General features: G+C 68.6%; 11 protein-coding genes. 6 read left to right on the plus strand and 5 right to left on the minus strand.

Annotation, left to right across the window (positions count from 1 at the left end):
- Positions 1 to 12 precede the first annotated feature (12 nt).
- The gene (locus ASE01_RS08270; RefSeq protein WP_056749694.1) at positions 13 to 1,974 is read left to right on the plus strand and encodes an ATP-dependent DNA helicase; all 1,962 of its coding nucleotides are present in this window, start codon (positions 13 to 15) and stop codon (positions 1,972 to 1,974) included.
- On the opposite strand, the gene ASE01_RS08275 is transcribed toward ASE01_RS08270, so the two are convergent.
- From ASE01_RS08275 to lexA, 3 genes are read right to left on the minus strand one after another with little or no spacing between them, the layout of a single operon-like run.
- Positions 1,952 to 3,346, minus strand: a complete 1,395-nt coding sequence (locus ASE01_RS08275) for an MXAN_6640 family putative metalloprotease (protein WP_157537180.1) — start codon at positions 3,344 to 3,346, stop codon at positions 1,952 to 1,954. The two genes, ASE01_RS08270 and ASE01_RS08275, sit on opposite strands and share 23 nt — an antisense overlap.
- 48 nt (positions 3,347 to 3,394) lie before the next feature.
- Positions 3,395 to 5,038 carry an MXAN_6640 family putative metalloprotease gene (locus tag ASE01_RS08280; RefSeq protein ID WP_056749696.1) on the minus strand — a complete coding sequence of 548 codons (1,644 nt, stop codon included), beginning with the start codon at positions 5,036 to 5,038 and terminating at the stop codon, positions 3,395 to 3,397.
- A 43-nt stretch (positions 5,039 to 5,081) separates the two neighbouring features.
- Positions 5,082 to 5,816 (minus strand): transcriptional repressor LexA, encoded by a 735-nt coding sequence (gene lexA, locus ASE01_RS08285; protein WP_056749697.1) that lies wholly within the window; start codon positions 5,814 to 5,816, stop codon positions 5,082 to 5,084.
- Positions 5,817 to 6,080: 264 nt separating this feature from the next.
- Between lexA and ASE01_RS08290 the strand changes: the two genes are divergently transcribed.
- Complete coding sequence (locus ASE01_RS08290; protein WP_056749698.1) at positions 6,081 to 6,488, plus strand: LysM peptidoglycan-binding domain-containing protein; 408 nt, start codon at positions 6,081 to 6,083, stop codon at positions 6,486 to 6,488.
- Positions 6,489 to 6,574: 86 nt separating this feature from the next.
- Here the strand turns inward: ASE01_RS08290 and ASE01_RS08295 are convergent, their stop codons facing one another.
- A complete protein-coding gene (locus tag ASE01_RS08295; RefSeq protein ID WP_157537182.1) occupies positions 6,575 to 6,904 on the minus strand; it encodes a hypothetical protein in 330 nt (109 codons plus the stop codon).
- A gap of 79 nt (positions 6,905 to 6,983) precedes the next feature.
- Positions 6,984 to 7,469, minus strand: a complete 486-nt coding sequence (locus tag ASE01_RS08300; RefSeq protein WP_056749700.1) for a hypothetical protein — start codon at positions 7,467 to 7,469, stop codon at positions 6,984 to 6,986.
- Positions 7,470 to 7,838: 369 nt separating this feature from the next.
- Here ASE01_RS08300 and nrdR point away from each other — a divergent pair, with 369 nt between their 5' ends.
- From nrdR to ASE01_RS08320, 4 genes are all read left to right on the plus strand, one after another.
- Entirely contained in the window at positions 7,839 to 8,321 is a 483-nt protein-coding gene (gene nrdR, locus ASE01_RS08305; RefSeq protein ID WP_056749701.1) for a transcriptional regulator NrdR, read from the plus strand.
- A 126-nt stretch (positions 8,322 to 8,447) separates the two neighbouring features.
- A complete protein-coding gene (locus ASE01_RS08310; RefSeq protein ID WP_056749702.1) occupies positions 8,448 to 11,342 on the plus strand; it encodes a vitamin B12-dependent ribonucleotide reductase in 2,895 nt (964 codons plus the stop codon).
- A 215-nt stretch (positions 11,343 to 11,557) separates the two neighbouring features.
- A complete protein-coding gene (locus ASE01_RS08315; RefSeq protein WP_200958782.1) occupies positions 11,558 to 13,069 on the plus strand; it encodes a DNA cytosine methyltransferase in 1,512 nt (503 codons plus the stop codon).
- Between the two features lie 37 nt (positions 13,070 to 13,106).
- Positions 13,107 to 13,493 carry a very short patch repair endonuclease gene (locus ASE01_RS08320; RefSeq protein WP_268788665.1) on the plus strand — a complete coding sequence of 129 codons (387 nt, stop codon included), beginning with the start codon at positions 13,107 to 13,109 and terminating at the stop codon, positions 13,491 to 13,493.
- Positions 13,494 to 13,549: the final 56 nt, after the last annotated feature.

The raw sequence follows: 13,549 nt of genomic DNA on the forward strand, positions 1-13,549 counted from the left end.
AGGGTTCTGGCAGTGAGCACCGATCCAGCCGCCGAGTCCCACCCGGTCCGCGACCTGCTCGCGGCCGCGGTGACCGCGCTCGGTGGTCAGGAGCGGTCCGGGCAGGTGGAGATGGCCGAGGCCGTCGCGACGTCCTTCGCCGAGAAGGAGCACCTGCTCGTCCAGGCCGGCACCGGCACCGGCAAGTCGCTGGGCTACCTCGTCCCGGCGCTGCTGCACGACAAGCGGGTCGTCATCGCGACCGCGACCCTGGCCCTCCAGCACCAGCTCGTCGAGCGGGACCTGCCGCGGCTCGTCAAGGCAGTCGGCTCGATGCCGGGCGTCGATGCCAGCTATGCCGTGCTCAAGGGCCGCTCCAACTACGCCTGCCTGCACCGGATCCGCGAGGGCGCGCCCGACGACCAGGGCGAGCTGGTCCAGATGCCCGAGGGCTCCATGGGCGCCAAGGTCCTCGAGCTGCGCAAGTGGGCGGAGTCCGCCTCCGAGGACGGCAAGAGTGGCGAGCGTGACGAGGCCCCTCGCCACACCGAGAAGGAATGGCGCCAGGTCAGCGTCTCGGCACGCGAGTGCCTCAGCGCCAGCAAGTGCCAGTTCGGCCAGGAGTGCTTCGCCGAGCGGGCCAAGGAGAAGGCCCATCGCTCCCACCTGATCGTGACCAACCACTCCCTCCTCGCGATCGACGCGATCGAGGGCATCCCGATGATCCCGGAGTACGACGCCGTCGTCATCGACGAGGCCCACGAGCTCGCTGCGCGGGTGACCCAGGCCGCCACCGACGAGCTGTGGGCGGCGGAGGTCGAGCGCTCGGCGCGGCGCAGCGTGCGTCACGTCGAGGGCAACGAGGCCGATGACCTGGCCGACGCGGCCGACGCACTGCGTGCCGCCGTGAGCGAGGCGCCCGCCGGCCGGTTCGAACGCCTGCCTCCGGACCTCGCCGACGCCCTGATCCTGGTGCGCGACGCCGCCCGGGCCTGCATCTCCGCCTTCCCGAAGGCCGAGTCGGGCAGCGAGCCGGACGCGGCGATGACCCAGGCCAAGGGCATGGTCCAGGAGGTCTTCGCGACCGCCGAGCGGATGGCAGCCGGGTCGGACAATGACGTGCTGTGGCGCACCGAGGGCAACGACCGCCTGCCGCCCACGCTCGCGGTCGCTCCGCTCCAGGTCTGGGGCCAGATGCGCGACAAGCTCCTGAGCGAGAACACCGTCGTGATGACGTCAGCCACGCTGATGCTCGGCGGTGACTTCAACTCGCTGGCCCGCTCGGTGGGTCTCAAGCCGATGCCCGACGCCGAGCAGCCCTGGCGCGGGCTCGACGTCGGCAGCCCGTTCGACTACGCCCGCCAGGGCATCCTGTACGTCGCCCGCCACCTGCCGCCGCCGGGACGCGACGGTCTGGTCAAGGCGCAGCTCGACGAGATCACCGAGCTCGTCGACGCCGCCGACGGCCGTACCCTCGGCCTGTTCTCGAGCCGACGCGCCGCCGAGGCGGCCGCCGAGCACGTCCGTGCGGCCCTGCCGCACCTGACCACCCTGGCCCAGGGGGAGGCGCAGCTGCCCGAGCTCGCGCGCCAGTTCGTCGACGACCCGCACACCTGCCTGTTCGGCACGCTGGGGCTCTGGCAGGGCCTCGACGTCCCCGGCGACACCTGCCAGCTGGTGATCATCGACCGGATCCCGTTCCCGCGGCCGGACGACCCGTTGATGAGCGCGCGCCAGAAGGCAGCCGACAAGGCCGGTGGCAACGGCTTCATGCAGGTCGCGGCCACGCACTCGGCATTGCTGCTGGCCCAGGGAGCGGGGCGACTGATCCGCACCACCTCCGACAAGGGGGTCGTGGCGGTCCTTGACCCCCGCTTGGCGACCGCGCGCTACGGCTCGTTCCTCAAGGCCAGCCTGCCGCCGATGTGGACGACGACCGATCCCGCCCTGGTGCGCTCGGCGCTCAAGCGGCTCAGCGCACCGCCGCCACCCTGAGGGTCGCCGTCGGCACCTGTGGCCACGGCGTCGCCGGGATCGCCCTGAGCTGGCCCGAGACGAAGGTGACCTCGACCCACTCCACGGACGCGCTGAACGGCAGCGTGACGGTGCGACGCAGCTCGTGGGACGCGGTGCCGAGGATCGTGACAGTGGGCGCGCGGCCCTTCACCTTCACCCGGGTCACGAGGGACAGGTCGAGCGTCGCGAGCTCGTTGATCAGGCCCGCGGCGATCTTGAGCCTCCACGCTCCGCGGAATCCGCTCCCGCGCGTGAAGCGGTGGGTCTTCGAGGACAGCGTCTCGAGAGCAGCGGGGCTGAACACCTTCGAGCGGGAGGCCCGCGACAGCCGGGTGGTCGTGGCGGGTGCGGCGGCCTGATAGGTCGCGCCTTCCCGGTAGAAGCGGGCGGGGTCCCTGTTCCAGAAGGCAAAGCGCGTGAACTCGTTGGTGAGCGTGGTCCCGTGCTCGGCAAGGGCGCCGGTCAGCGCACCGTTCATCTGCCGCAGTCCGGTGTCCTCGACGGGGCCGGCGGCGCCCGGATCGGTGGTGTGCTCCCAGATGTGGCGCAGGACGACGGGAAGCCCGCCGACCTCGGCGCGGTAGCGCTCGGACAGGAACCGCAGGAAGATCCACGTGCCCTCGGCGCGCGCACGCGGTGCCAGCTCGCTGGCGAAGCCCTTGCGCGGGCTTCCCATCGGCCCGTAGGGGAGGACCGCCCGGTTGCGGTTCAGCGTCGGGTAGATCTCGTCCTCGGCCCAGGCTGCTGATGCGCTGTTGAGCCAGCTGTTCGTCCCGCTGTAGGCCCACTGGACGAGGAGGAAGTACTGGTGCACCGCGTCGAGCCCGGCGTTGGCTGCGCGACTCAGCCGGGTGCCGTACTCCGCGGGTGAGTAGTCGTTGTCGAGCACGCAGAAGCCGGACGTGGGTCCGGCGGCGGGCTCGTCCTGCACGCAGTGGGCGCCCCCCGCGACGTCGTCGAGGTCAGCCAGGTAGATGTCGACCTGGTCGCTCCCGCCGCCGAGGACACCGTCACCGACGGGCGAGCGATAGCCCGCCGCGGCGAAGGTGTCGGCCGCCTTGGGCACGAGCACCGCGGACATGAGGTCGACGTAGTCGGGGATCCCGTTGCCGGCGTACCCCTTCCAGGCGCCGGCGCCGCCGTCGTCCTCGGCTGGTACGTCGTTGGTGCCGTCCTGGGCGTAGTGCACGCAGATGCCGTCCAGGCACACGGGCGCGGCCTCGGCCGCCTCGTAGATGGTCTCGGTCGGACGTGGCTCCGCCGCCTGGGCGGGGGACGTCGTCGCCGCGACGAGACTCAGCGGGAGACCGAGGGCGAGCGTGGTGGCGACAGCCACAAGCAGACGACGCATCCTCCGATGCTAGATCGAAGGATGCGTCGTGTCGCGTGGTGGGACCGATCAGCCGCGGTAGGCCCTGACGCTGATCGTCTGGAGCCGCTCGTCGTCGAGCGCGAAGCCCTGGCAGGTGTACGTCGCGTCGCGGTCCGGGTCGCCGCAACCGCTGTAGCGGGTGCTCGCGTTGATGACGGTCACGTCGACCCACTCCATGTTCAGCCGGAACGGGAAGTTGGGCGCGCCGTCACCGTTGCTGTTCAGCGTGACGACCTTGCTGGTCGGCAGGTAGCCCTTCACCTTGGTCGTGACGACCGCGGCACCGCCGGTGCTCAGGCTGTTGAGGTTGAGCTTGACGCTCAGCCGCTGCTGGGCGCCGGTGGCGGGACGGGTGAAGCGGTAGGTGGAGTACGCGAGGTGGTCGAGCCGGACGCTGACGACCTTCTTCGGGTTCGCCGGGGTCAACCGGTAGCCCGCCCGGATCGGGGAGGCCTTGTAGGCCGAGCCCTCGTCGTAGTACGTGCTCGGGCGGCGGTTCCACACCGTGAACAGCGCGAACTGCGTGGGCACCGTGGTGTTGCGCAGCGCGAGCGCGTTGCGGATCGCCTGGACGGAGTACTGCGTCGGCGTGCGCTTCCAGATGTCCAGGACGACGGTCGACATGCCGCCCTGGGCGCTCGGGTAGCGCTCGGAGAGGAACCGGAAGAAGATCCAGTTCCCGTACTGGCCCAGGTCGTTGAAGATGTCGAGCGACTGGGTCGGGATGGCCAGCGAGCCGAACGGCAGGTAGTTCCAGTTGTCGTTGATCGTGTCGTAGACCTCGTCCTCGGCCCACGTGGCGGTCGCCTCCATCAGCCAGGCGTCCTCGTTGACGTCGTAGGCGAACTGGACGGCGTGGAAGTACTCGTGGGCCGCCGTGGCCCGCAGCGCCAGCCGGGGCGAGACGCCGAACTCGGCGAAGTCGTTGTCGAGCACGCAGTACGCCGCGGCGGGCACGTGCGCGCTGATCGAGTTGTCGTCGATCGTGCAGTAGCCGTAGGCACCGACGTTGCCGAGCTGGCCCAGGTAGATGTCCATCTGGGGGGTGCCGTCGGCTCCGCCGTCACTGACCACCGGGCGGTAGCCGGCGCCGACGTACTTGGTGGCGACGGTCTTCATCGTGTTGAGGGTGAACTCGACGTAGTCGGGGATCGCCGGGTTGCTGCCGGCCCACGAGCCGCCGGCGTCGTCGTTCTCGGTGGGGATCCGGTGCGGACCCTCCTCGACCCAGTGGACGCAGACAGCGGCGTTGCACTCGACCTTGTCGGGGCGCGCGCCGTAGCAGGCGAGGTCCTGGTCGTTGAAGCACTCGCTGCTGGTGTCGGTGGGTCGCGCGAGCAGGCGGGCGGCGGCCGCGCGCTTGCCCTTGGGCAGGTCGGCCTGACTGACCGAGAGGTCGCGCAGCGCGAGGGTGAGGTCCTTTCCGGCGGGGCGCAGTCCGTCCGCAGGTGCGTCGGTGGTCAGCTCCGGCGCGGCCTCGATGATCTCCTCGACGGCCGCCAGCGCCTCCTCGGCGACCTCCTGCGGGGTCGTGACCGCGGCAGGGTCGCCTTGGTCGCCCGACCCGTCGGGGTCCGCCTGGGCGGGCGAGGTGAGGAAGGGAAGAACCAGCAGCGCCGCGAGCAGCGGCAGGAGTCGCGTCAACACGGACGCACGGCTCCGGAAGGTCATGGGGGTACCTTGCGTTCGAGCAATGGGACCCCCTGACCCTACGTCAGACGCGGCGCAGGACCGCCGTGACCTTGCCGAGGATGGTGGCGTGGGTGCCGTCGATCGGCTCGAAGGCCGGATTGTGCGGCAGCAGCCACACCTGGCCGTTCTTGCGCTGGAAGGTCTTGACCGTGGCCTCGCCGTCGATCATCGCGGCGACGATCTCGCCGTTCTCCGCGGTGGGCTGCTGACGGATGACGACGTAGTCGCCGTTGCAGATCGCGGCCTCGATCATCGACTCGCCGCTGACCTCGAGCAGGAAGAGCTGGCCGTCGCCGACGAGCTGGCGGGGGAGCGGGAAGACGTCCTCGATGCGCTCCTCGGCGAGGATCGGGCCACCGGCCGCGATCCGGCCGAGGACCGGCACGTTGGCCGGCACGGGCGCGGCATCGCCGATCCCGGTCTCGTCGTAGGTGGTCTCCTCGGCGTTGCCCATGGCGCGCCGGGCGGCCATCACCTCGGGCAGGAAGACCTCGAGTGCACGGGGACGGTTCGGGTCGCGCTTGAGGTAGCCCTTCTCCTCGAGCACGCGCAGCTGGTGGGCGACGCTGGAGGTGCTGGTCAGGCCGACGGCCTGGCCGATCTCGCGCATGCTGGGCGGGTAGCCGCGCTTCTCGATGCTGTCCTTGATGTGGGCGAGCACGCGCAGTTGGCGCGGCGTCAGCCCGGTTGCGTCCGCCGGGCCGTCGGGCAGCTCGGTGACCTTGGATCCTTTGGATCCTGCCTTGCGGTCAGCCATGGGTGCCTCCAGTTCGCCGGGTGGGGCCCGAGACGCTGCCCCGGGGTCATGGTCTGACGCTAACCGATCGGGGCGCGCTGTTTCAAACACCTGTTCGAAGGGCGTGTCGCGACGCGCCGTTCGAACAGGATTTCGAGTTGGTGCTGGATTTGTTCGAACAGGTGATCTACTCTCGTACACATGTTCGATCGAACGTCTGGTCGAACGCCTTCCGTCGGACCTCGTCGATAGACAGGGTCCGTTCCCTTCCCCGGAGGTCTCCCCATGAGCACGATCACCATCGCCCCGCACCGTGTCACCGCTCCGCAGCGTGCCGCTGTCCGGACTGCCCGCAGTGTCGGGTCCGCCCGGCCCGCCGTCCGCCAGCACGGCGGTCCGATCCGCCTGACCCGGCGCGGTCGTGTGGTCGTGTTCCTCTTCGCCTTCGCCCTGGTCGCCGCCGTCGTGGTCGGCCTGGCCGCCGGCTCGGCCGCGACCCGCGACGAAGGTGGTGCGCCCGCGATCGACGTGATCACGGTGGCGCCGGGCGACACCCTCTGGGACATCGCCAGCACCGCTGCGGCCGCCACCGGTGGCGACGTGCGGGGAGCGATGGAGGAGATCCAGCAGCTCAACACGCTCGACGGCAGCCTCGTGTACGCCGGCCAGCAGCTGCGCATCCCGTCCAACTGACGGCTGGCGCCGTTGGGGCGCATCGACTCTCCACCGCCTCGACCCCGGTGGAGTAGGGGAAAGACGAAGGGTGGCAGGCACCCCGCTCAGCGAGCGGCGCGCTTGCCACCCTTCGGCGTTCCCGGGTCCCGCTTCTGCTTGGGCTCGGGCGCTGCCGAGAGACCGAGCGAGCGGGAGAGCCGGACTGCGAGCATGAACGCGAGGAAGAGGCACAGCATGCCGCCGAAGGCAGCAACCACCAGGAAGAACCAGGCGCTGGTCTTGCCGTCGTGTCGAGCGTTCGCGCCGAAGTCGATGGCGGCGAGCACGAGGTATCCCCACGCGACGAGCGCGAAGGTGATCCCGAACGCCAGTGCCAGGAGATCAGGCCGCAACCGGGCCTTGGTCCGGTCGCCGGATCGCTTTCCTCCTGTCACGGCGGTCATTGTGTCCGATCCGTGGTTGGCGCGCCCGGACGACCCGCCCGAACGCGCCCACTCCCTCGTGGTTCAGGCGTCAGCTCGACGGCACAACGGTGTAGCCGAGCGTCGTCGGGCCGCCGCTGTCGGTGGCGACCAACGTGACGCCGTACTTCTCGCCGCGCAGCAGGGCGGTGGTGCCGCCCGTCTCGACGTTCTCGGCGAAGCCGGCCTCGAGCAGGGCCGACTTGGCCTCGGCGAAGGCGGCCTCGACGCTCTTGTCGCTGGTGGTGGTCACCGACCAGCCGGTGCCCTCGGGGGTCTCGGTCGCGACGCCGGAGGTGACATCGCCCCTGATCGGGACCTCGCCCTCGGGGAAGCCGTCGGGCAGATCGTTGAGCTCGACGTCGGTGTTGCCGTTGCCGCCCTCCTCGATGAGCTTCTCGGCGAGCTCCTCGGAGGTCTTCTCCGAGAGGTCCTCCGCGCCGTCGCCGCAGGCGGCGAGCGTGAAGGGGAGGGCGACGGCTGCTGCGGCGGCGACGAGTCCGCGGCGCAGGTGGGGGCGCGTGCGCAGGATGGTCATGGTGGCTCCTGGGTTCATCTGGTGCGGTGGGGTACCGACAACGTGGTTCTGCACAGGTCGTGCGGGGTGGCCGGAGCCCGAGACACGCCGGGGAGAAAACTACTGTCGAGCACCCTCTCCGCGCCCGTGACCTGCGCAAACGCAGGTGCAGGTAAAAGTTCCGGCGACTCCTCTGCTCCTGGTCTTGCACCTGTGGTGGCCGAGGCGTACGGTTACCACTACATCTAGTAGTTACAACCATGTAGTTCTCCACATCTAGTCCACAGGACAGGGGGTGGAGATCCACAGTTCACGACCAGTTGTGCACAGCCGGCGCCCTGTCTGTCCACAGCATCTCGACCAGCCGCCCGAGCCCGGGGAGGAGGACCCATGCACTGTCCGTACTGCAAGCACAACGACACCAAGGTCCTCGACTCCCGGGTCTCCGACGACGGCTGCTCGATCCGCCGTCGGCGGGTCTGCCAGGCCTCGACCTGCGAGAAGAGGTTCACCACCGTCGAGCTGATGCAGCTGACGGTGCTCAAGCGCTCCGGCGCCACTGAACCCTTCACCCGGGAGAAGGCCGTGTCCGGCGTCCGCAAGGCCTGCAAGGGCCGTCCGGTCGGCGAGGACGACCTGGCCCTGCTGGGCCAGGAGGTCGAGGACCAGCTCCGGCTGGCCGGCAGCCCCGAGATCGCCGCCCACGAGGTGGGTCTGGCGATCCTGTCCCCCCTGCGCCGCCTCGACGAGGTGGCCTACCTCCGTTTCGCCTCGGTCTACCGCGGGTTCGACTCCGCGGCGGACTTCGAGAACGAGATCGCTCTCCTGCGCGCCGAGCGCCAGTTGCAGAGCGAACCAGCCCCCACGGGCTGACACAGACGCCCGGCAGGTGGTGGGGAAGCCGCCTGCCGGGCCATCACTTCCCCTGTTTTCCCGAGACGATGCATGACCCCGCACCACCAGCAACGACACCGACGCACCACCGACACCAGGAGAGTCATGACCGAGACGGCCAGCAACCAGACTGCTGCAACGACAAAGGGGACCAAGGGCGGACTGAAGATCGAGCGCGTCTTCAGCACCGAGGGCATCCACCCCTACGACGAGATCACCTGGGAGCGTCGCGACGTCGTCCAGACCAACTGGAAGACCGGCGCGGTCGTCTTCGAGCAGCTCGGTGTGGAGTTCCCCGACTTCTGGTCGCTCAACGCCTCCACGATCGTCACCACCAAGTACTTCCGCGGCGCTGTCGGGACGCCGCAGCGGGAGACGGGCCTGCGTCAGCTGATCGACCGCGTGGTGTCGCGCTACGTCGATGCCGGTGCCACCCACGGCTACTTCGCCACCGCTGCGGACGCCGAGCTCTTCGAGCACGAGCTGACCTGGCTCCTGGTCAACCAGTACTTCTCCTTCAACTCCCCGGTGTGGTTCAACGTCGGTACGCAGTCCCCCCAGCAGGTGTCGGCCTGCTTCATCCTGTCGGTGGATGACTCGATGGACTCGATCCTCAACTGGTACAAGGAGGAGGGCTTCATCTTCAAGGGCGGCTCCGGTGCCGGCCTGAACCTCTCCCGGATCCGTTCCTCCAAGGAGCTCCTCAAGTCCGGTGGCACCGCCTCGGGCCCGGTCTCCTTCATGCGCGGCGCGGACGCGTCGGCCGGCACCATCAAGTCGGGCGGCGCCACGCGTCGAGCGGCCAAGATGGTCGTGCTGGACGTCGACCACCCCGACATCGAGGAGTTCGTCGAGACGAAGTGGCGCGAGGAGGACAAGATCCGCGCCCTGCGTGACGCCGGCTTCGACATGGACCTGGGCGGCAAGGACATCACGTCCGTGCAGTACCAGAACGCCAACAACTCGGTGCGCGTCAACGACGAGTTCATGAAGGCCGTCGAGGCCGGTGGCCAGTTCGGCCTGCGCGCCCGTTCCACCGGCGAGGTCATCGAGACCGTCGACGCCCGTGGCCTGTTCCGCAAGATCAGCGAGGCTGCCTGGGCCTGCGCCGACCCGGGCCTGCAGTACGACGACACGATCAACGACTGGCACACCAACCCGGAGACGGGCCGGATCACCGCGTCCAACCCGTGCTCGGAGTACATGTCGCTCGACAACTCCTCGTGCAACCTCGCCTCGCTCAACCTGATGAAGTTCCTGCGCGACGACGACTCGTTCGACGCCCCGCTGTTCGCCAAGGCCGTCGAGTTCATCATCACCGCGATGGACATCTCGATCTGCTTCGCCGACTTCCCGACCGAGCCGATCGCCCAGACCACCCGCGACTACCGCCAGCTCGGCATCGGCTACGCCAACCTCGGCGCCCTGCTGATGGCGATGGGCCTGGGCTACGACTCCGACGGCGGCCGCGCGATGGCGGCGACCGTCACCTCGCTGATGACCGGCACGTCGTACCGCCGTTCGGCCGAGCTCGCCGCGATCGTCGGTCCGTACGCCGGCTACGCCCGCAACGCCGAGGCCCACAACCGCGTGATGCGCAAGCACCAGGCGGCCAACGACGACGTGCGCACCCTGCACATCGCCGACGGCGAGGTCCACAAGCTGGCCACCGCCGAGTGGGCGCAGGTCGTCGAGCTCGGCAAGACCAACGGCTTCCGCAACGCGCAGGCCTCGGTGCTCGCGCCGACCGGCACCATCGGCTTCATGATGGACTGCGACACCACCGGCATCGAGCCCGACTTCTCCCTGGTGAAGTTCAAGAAGCTCGTCGGCGGCGGCTCCATGCAGATCGTCAACCAGACGATCCCGCGCGCGCTGCGCAAGCTCGGCTACGACGCCGAGAAGGTCGAGGCGATCGTCGCCTACATCGGCGAGCACGGTCACGTCGTCGACGCCCCCGGCCTCAAGCCGGAGCACTACGAGATCTTCGACACCGCCATGGGCGAGCGCTCGCTCAAGCCGATGGGCCACGTCAACATGATGGCGGCCTGCCAGCCGTTCCTCTCGGGCGCGATCTCCAAGACGGTCAACCTGCCGGAGACGGCCACGGTCGAGGAGATCGAGGAGATCTACCTGGAGTCGTGGAAGCTCGGCCTCAAGGCGACCGCGATCTACCGCGACAACTGCAAGGTCGGCCAGCCGCTGGCCGACGGTGGCGGCAAGGCCAAGAAGGACGCCGCCGACGCTGCCGATGCTGCTGACGCAGCCAAGGTCGTGGAGAAGGTCGTCGAGAAGGTCGTCTACGCGCCTACCCGCAAGCGCCTGCCGAAGTCCCGCCAGGCCCGCACCACCTCGTTCTCAGTGGCCGGCGCCGAGGGCTACATGACCTCCGGTGCCCACGACGACAACGAGCTCGGCGAGATCTTCCTCAAGCTCGGCAAGCAGGGCTCGACCCTGGCCGGCGTGATGGATGCGTTCTCGATCGCGGTTTCGATCGGCCTGCAGTACGGCGTCCCGCTGGAGACCTACGTCTCGAAGTTCACCAACCTGCGCTTCGAGCCCGCCGGTCTCACCGACGACCCGGACGTCCGCATGGCGCAGTCGATCATGGACTACGTCTTCCGCCGCCTGGCGCTGGACTACCTGTCCTTCGACGACCGCTCCGCCCTGGGCATCTACTCCGCCGAGGAGCGCCAGCGCCACCTCGAGACGGGTTCCTACGAGCCCATGGAGGAGACCGGCAACGCCTCCGAGCTGCTCGACATCGCGACGCCCGTCGCCAAGGCCGCCCCGGTGGTCGAGGACGTCGTCGAGGCCGAGGTCACCGAGGACCCGCTCGCCGGTGCTCCCAAGGTCGCCAAGACCACCGCCGAGCTCCTCGAGAAGCTCACCGGCACTGCCGTCGACTCGCCCCTGTGCATGACGTGCGGGACGAAGATGCGGCCCGCCGGCTCGTGCTACGTGTGCGAGGGCTGCGGAAGCACCAGCGGCTGCAGCTGATCCACCTGCCGCGTCGACCGCCGCTGGTCGACCGCCGCTGGTCGAGTAGTCCGAGCCGCCAGGCGAGGGCGTATCGAGACCGAGGCAACGTACGACGGCCCGGTTCCTCTTCGGAGGCACCGGGCCGTCGGCGGTCCGTTCCCGCCGCCAAGCGTCCAGCGATTCGCGCCGATTGTGTCGATGCTGCCTGGTAACCTGGCGAGAATCCGCCGCCGATGTTGCAGGACACGACGCCCAAGGAGCCATCAGCGATGCCCATCCCTTTGATCGATGTGTTTGCGGGTCCGGGCGGCCTGAACGAGGGCTTTTCCTCGCTCATCGACGCTGCTGGCGAGCCGATTTTCCAGACCGTGGCGTCCTTCGAATTGGATCCGTGGGCATGCGAGACCCTGAAGCTGAGGTCCGCTGTTCGTCATTACCGACGGATTGACCGGGTCGCCCCGTCTTCGTACTACGAGTTCCTGCGAAGCGGCGGTCGAGGACTGGCCGACCTCAAGGTGCACTCCGAGATGGCGGTTGGTTTCAAGGAGGCGGAGTCCGAGGTGGTCTGCATGGCCCTCGGACCTCAGACGCGACCTGAGTCCGACCACATCATCGAGAGTGCGCTCCAGCGCCACGGCGGCAAGGACGATTGGGTGCTGATTGGCGGCCCGCCCTGTCAGGCCTACTCGCTTGCCGGGCGCTCACGACGCAAGGGTGATCCCACTTTCGCCGACGATCACAAGCATGTGCTCTACAAGGAGTACCTGGCAATCCTTGAGCGCTTCCGGCCTTCTGTGTTCGTCATGGAAAATGTCAAGGGCATGCTCAGTTCGAAGCATGCGGGCGGGGCGATCTTCCAATCGATCCGTGACGACCTCTCATCGGCCGGTTACGACCTCAGGTCCTTCGTCATTCCAGGGTCCGACCCTTCGCCGTCGGACTTCATCATCCGGTCGGAGAATTACGGCATCCCGCAACGGCGTCATCGCGTCATCCTGCTCGGAGTCCGACATGGCACGACTCTGGATTCTGCAGGCGTGCTCGAAGAGGCGATGGCGCCCGTGACAGTGGAGCAGGCGATCGGCGGACTTCCGCGGATCCGCTCCATGGTCAGTCCCCGGAATCGGGACTCCGAGGTCGAGTGGCGACGAGCCCGGGACACGGCATGGTTGATCGCCGGCCGCAGCGGCGGCAGGACTGCGCCGACTCCGGACATTGGCGCCGCCTACCTTGACGAGCCTGCGGGCGACATCGTGGGGGAGCTGGGCGATTGGCTCCTCGATGACCGACTTGGCGGGGTCACTCTCCACGAGAGCCGAGCTCACATGACGAAGGACCTCATGAGGTACGGATACCTGGCGCAGAAGGCAGTCATGGGTGAGCGGCCGAAGCTCGGTGATCTGCCTGACGAGCTCGTCCCCAATCACAAAAACGCACGTGACGTGAACGCCCCATTCACGGATCGCTTCCGGGTTCAGGTCTCTGGTCAGGCGAGCACCACGGTCGTCTCTCACATCTCCAAGGATGGCCACTACTACATCCACCCGGACCCTGTGCAGATGCGAAGTCTGTCCGTGCGTGAGGCAGCGAGACTTCAGACCTTCCCCGACGACTACTTCTTCGTCGGTGGGCGGACCCAGCAGTACCACCAGGTGGGCAACGCCGTGCCACCGCTCCTTGCTCGGCAGCTCGGTGAGGTCGTGGCCCGTATGTTTGGCCGAAAGGTGGACACCCAGCGCTTGTAGGTCCGTCGGAGGTGCCGTGCAGGAGCCGTCAGAACATGTGCGTGCGCGGATGCGATCCCAAGCGCGCTCAGACACCGCTCCCGAGCTGGAGTTGAGGCGAGAACTGCATCGTCGCGGCCTGCGGTACCGCGTCGGGCTGAGGGTCCCCGGTCGGCCCCGGAGGACGATCGACATTGCATTTCCGGCCCGAAAGGTCGCGGTCTTTGTCGATGGCTGCTTCTGGCATCGCTGTCCTGTGCACTCGGTTCCGGCGAAGAACAACGCTTCTTGGTGGGCTGCGAAGCTCGACGGCAACGTGGCTCGGGACGCCGAGACCTCAGCCGTCTTGGAATCAGACGGCTGGCTCGTCCTGAGGGTCTGGGAGCACGAACCCGTCCGCACGGCCGCGGAACGCGTCTCGGCCGCCTGGGCCGAGCGCGGGTGAGGGATCCGTCGGACCTCCAGGTCAACCTCGGCTCGGTTTCTGGTGACCAATCCGAA

The organism is Nocardioides sp. Root190 (assembly GCF_001428565.1).
Lineage (GTDB): Bacteria > Actinomycetota > Actinomycetes > Propionibacteriales > Nocardioidaceae > Nocardioides.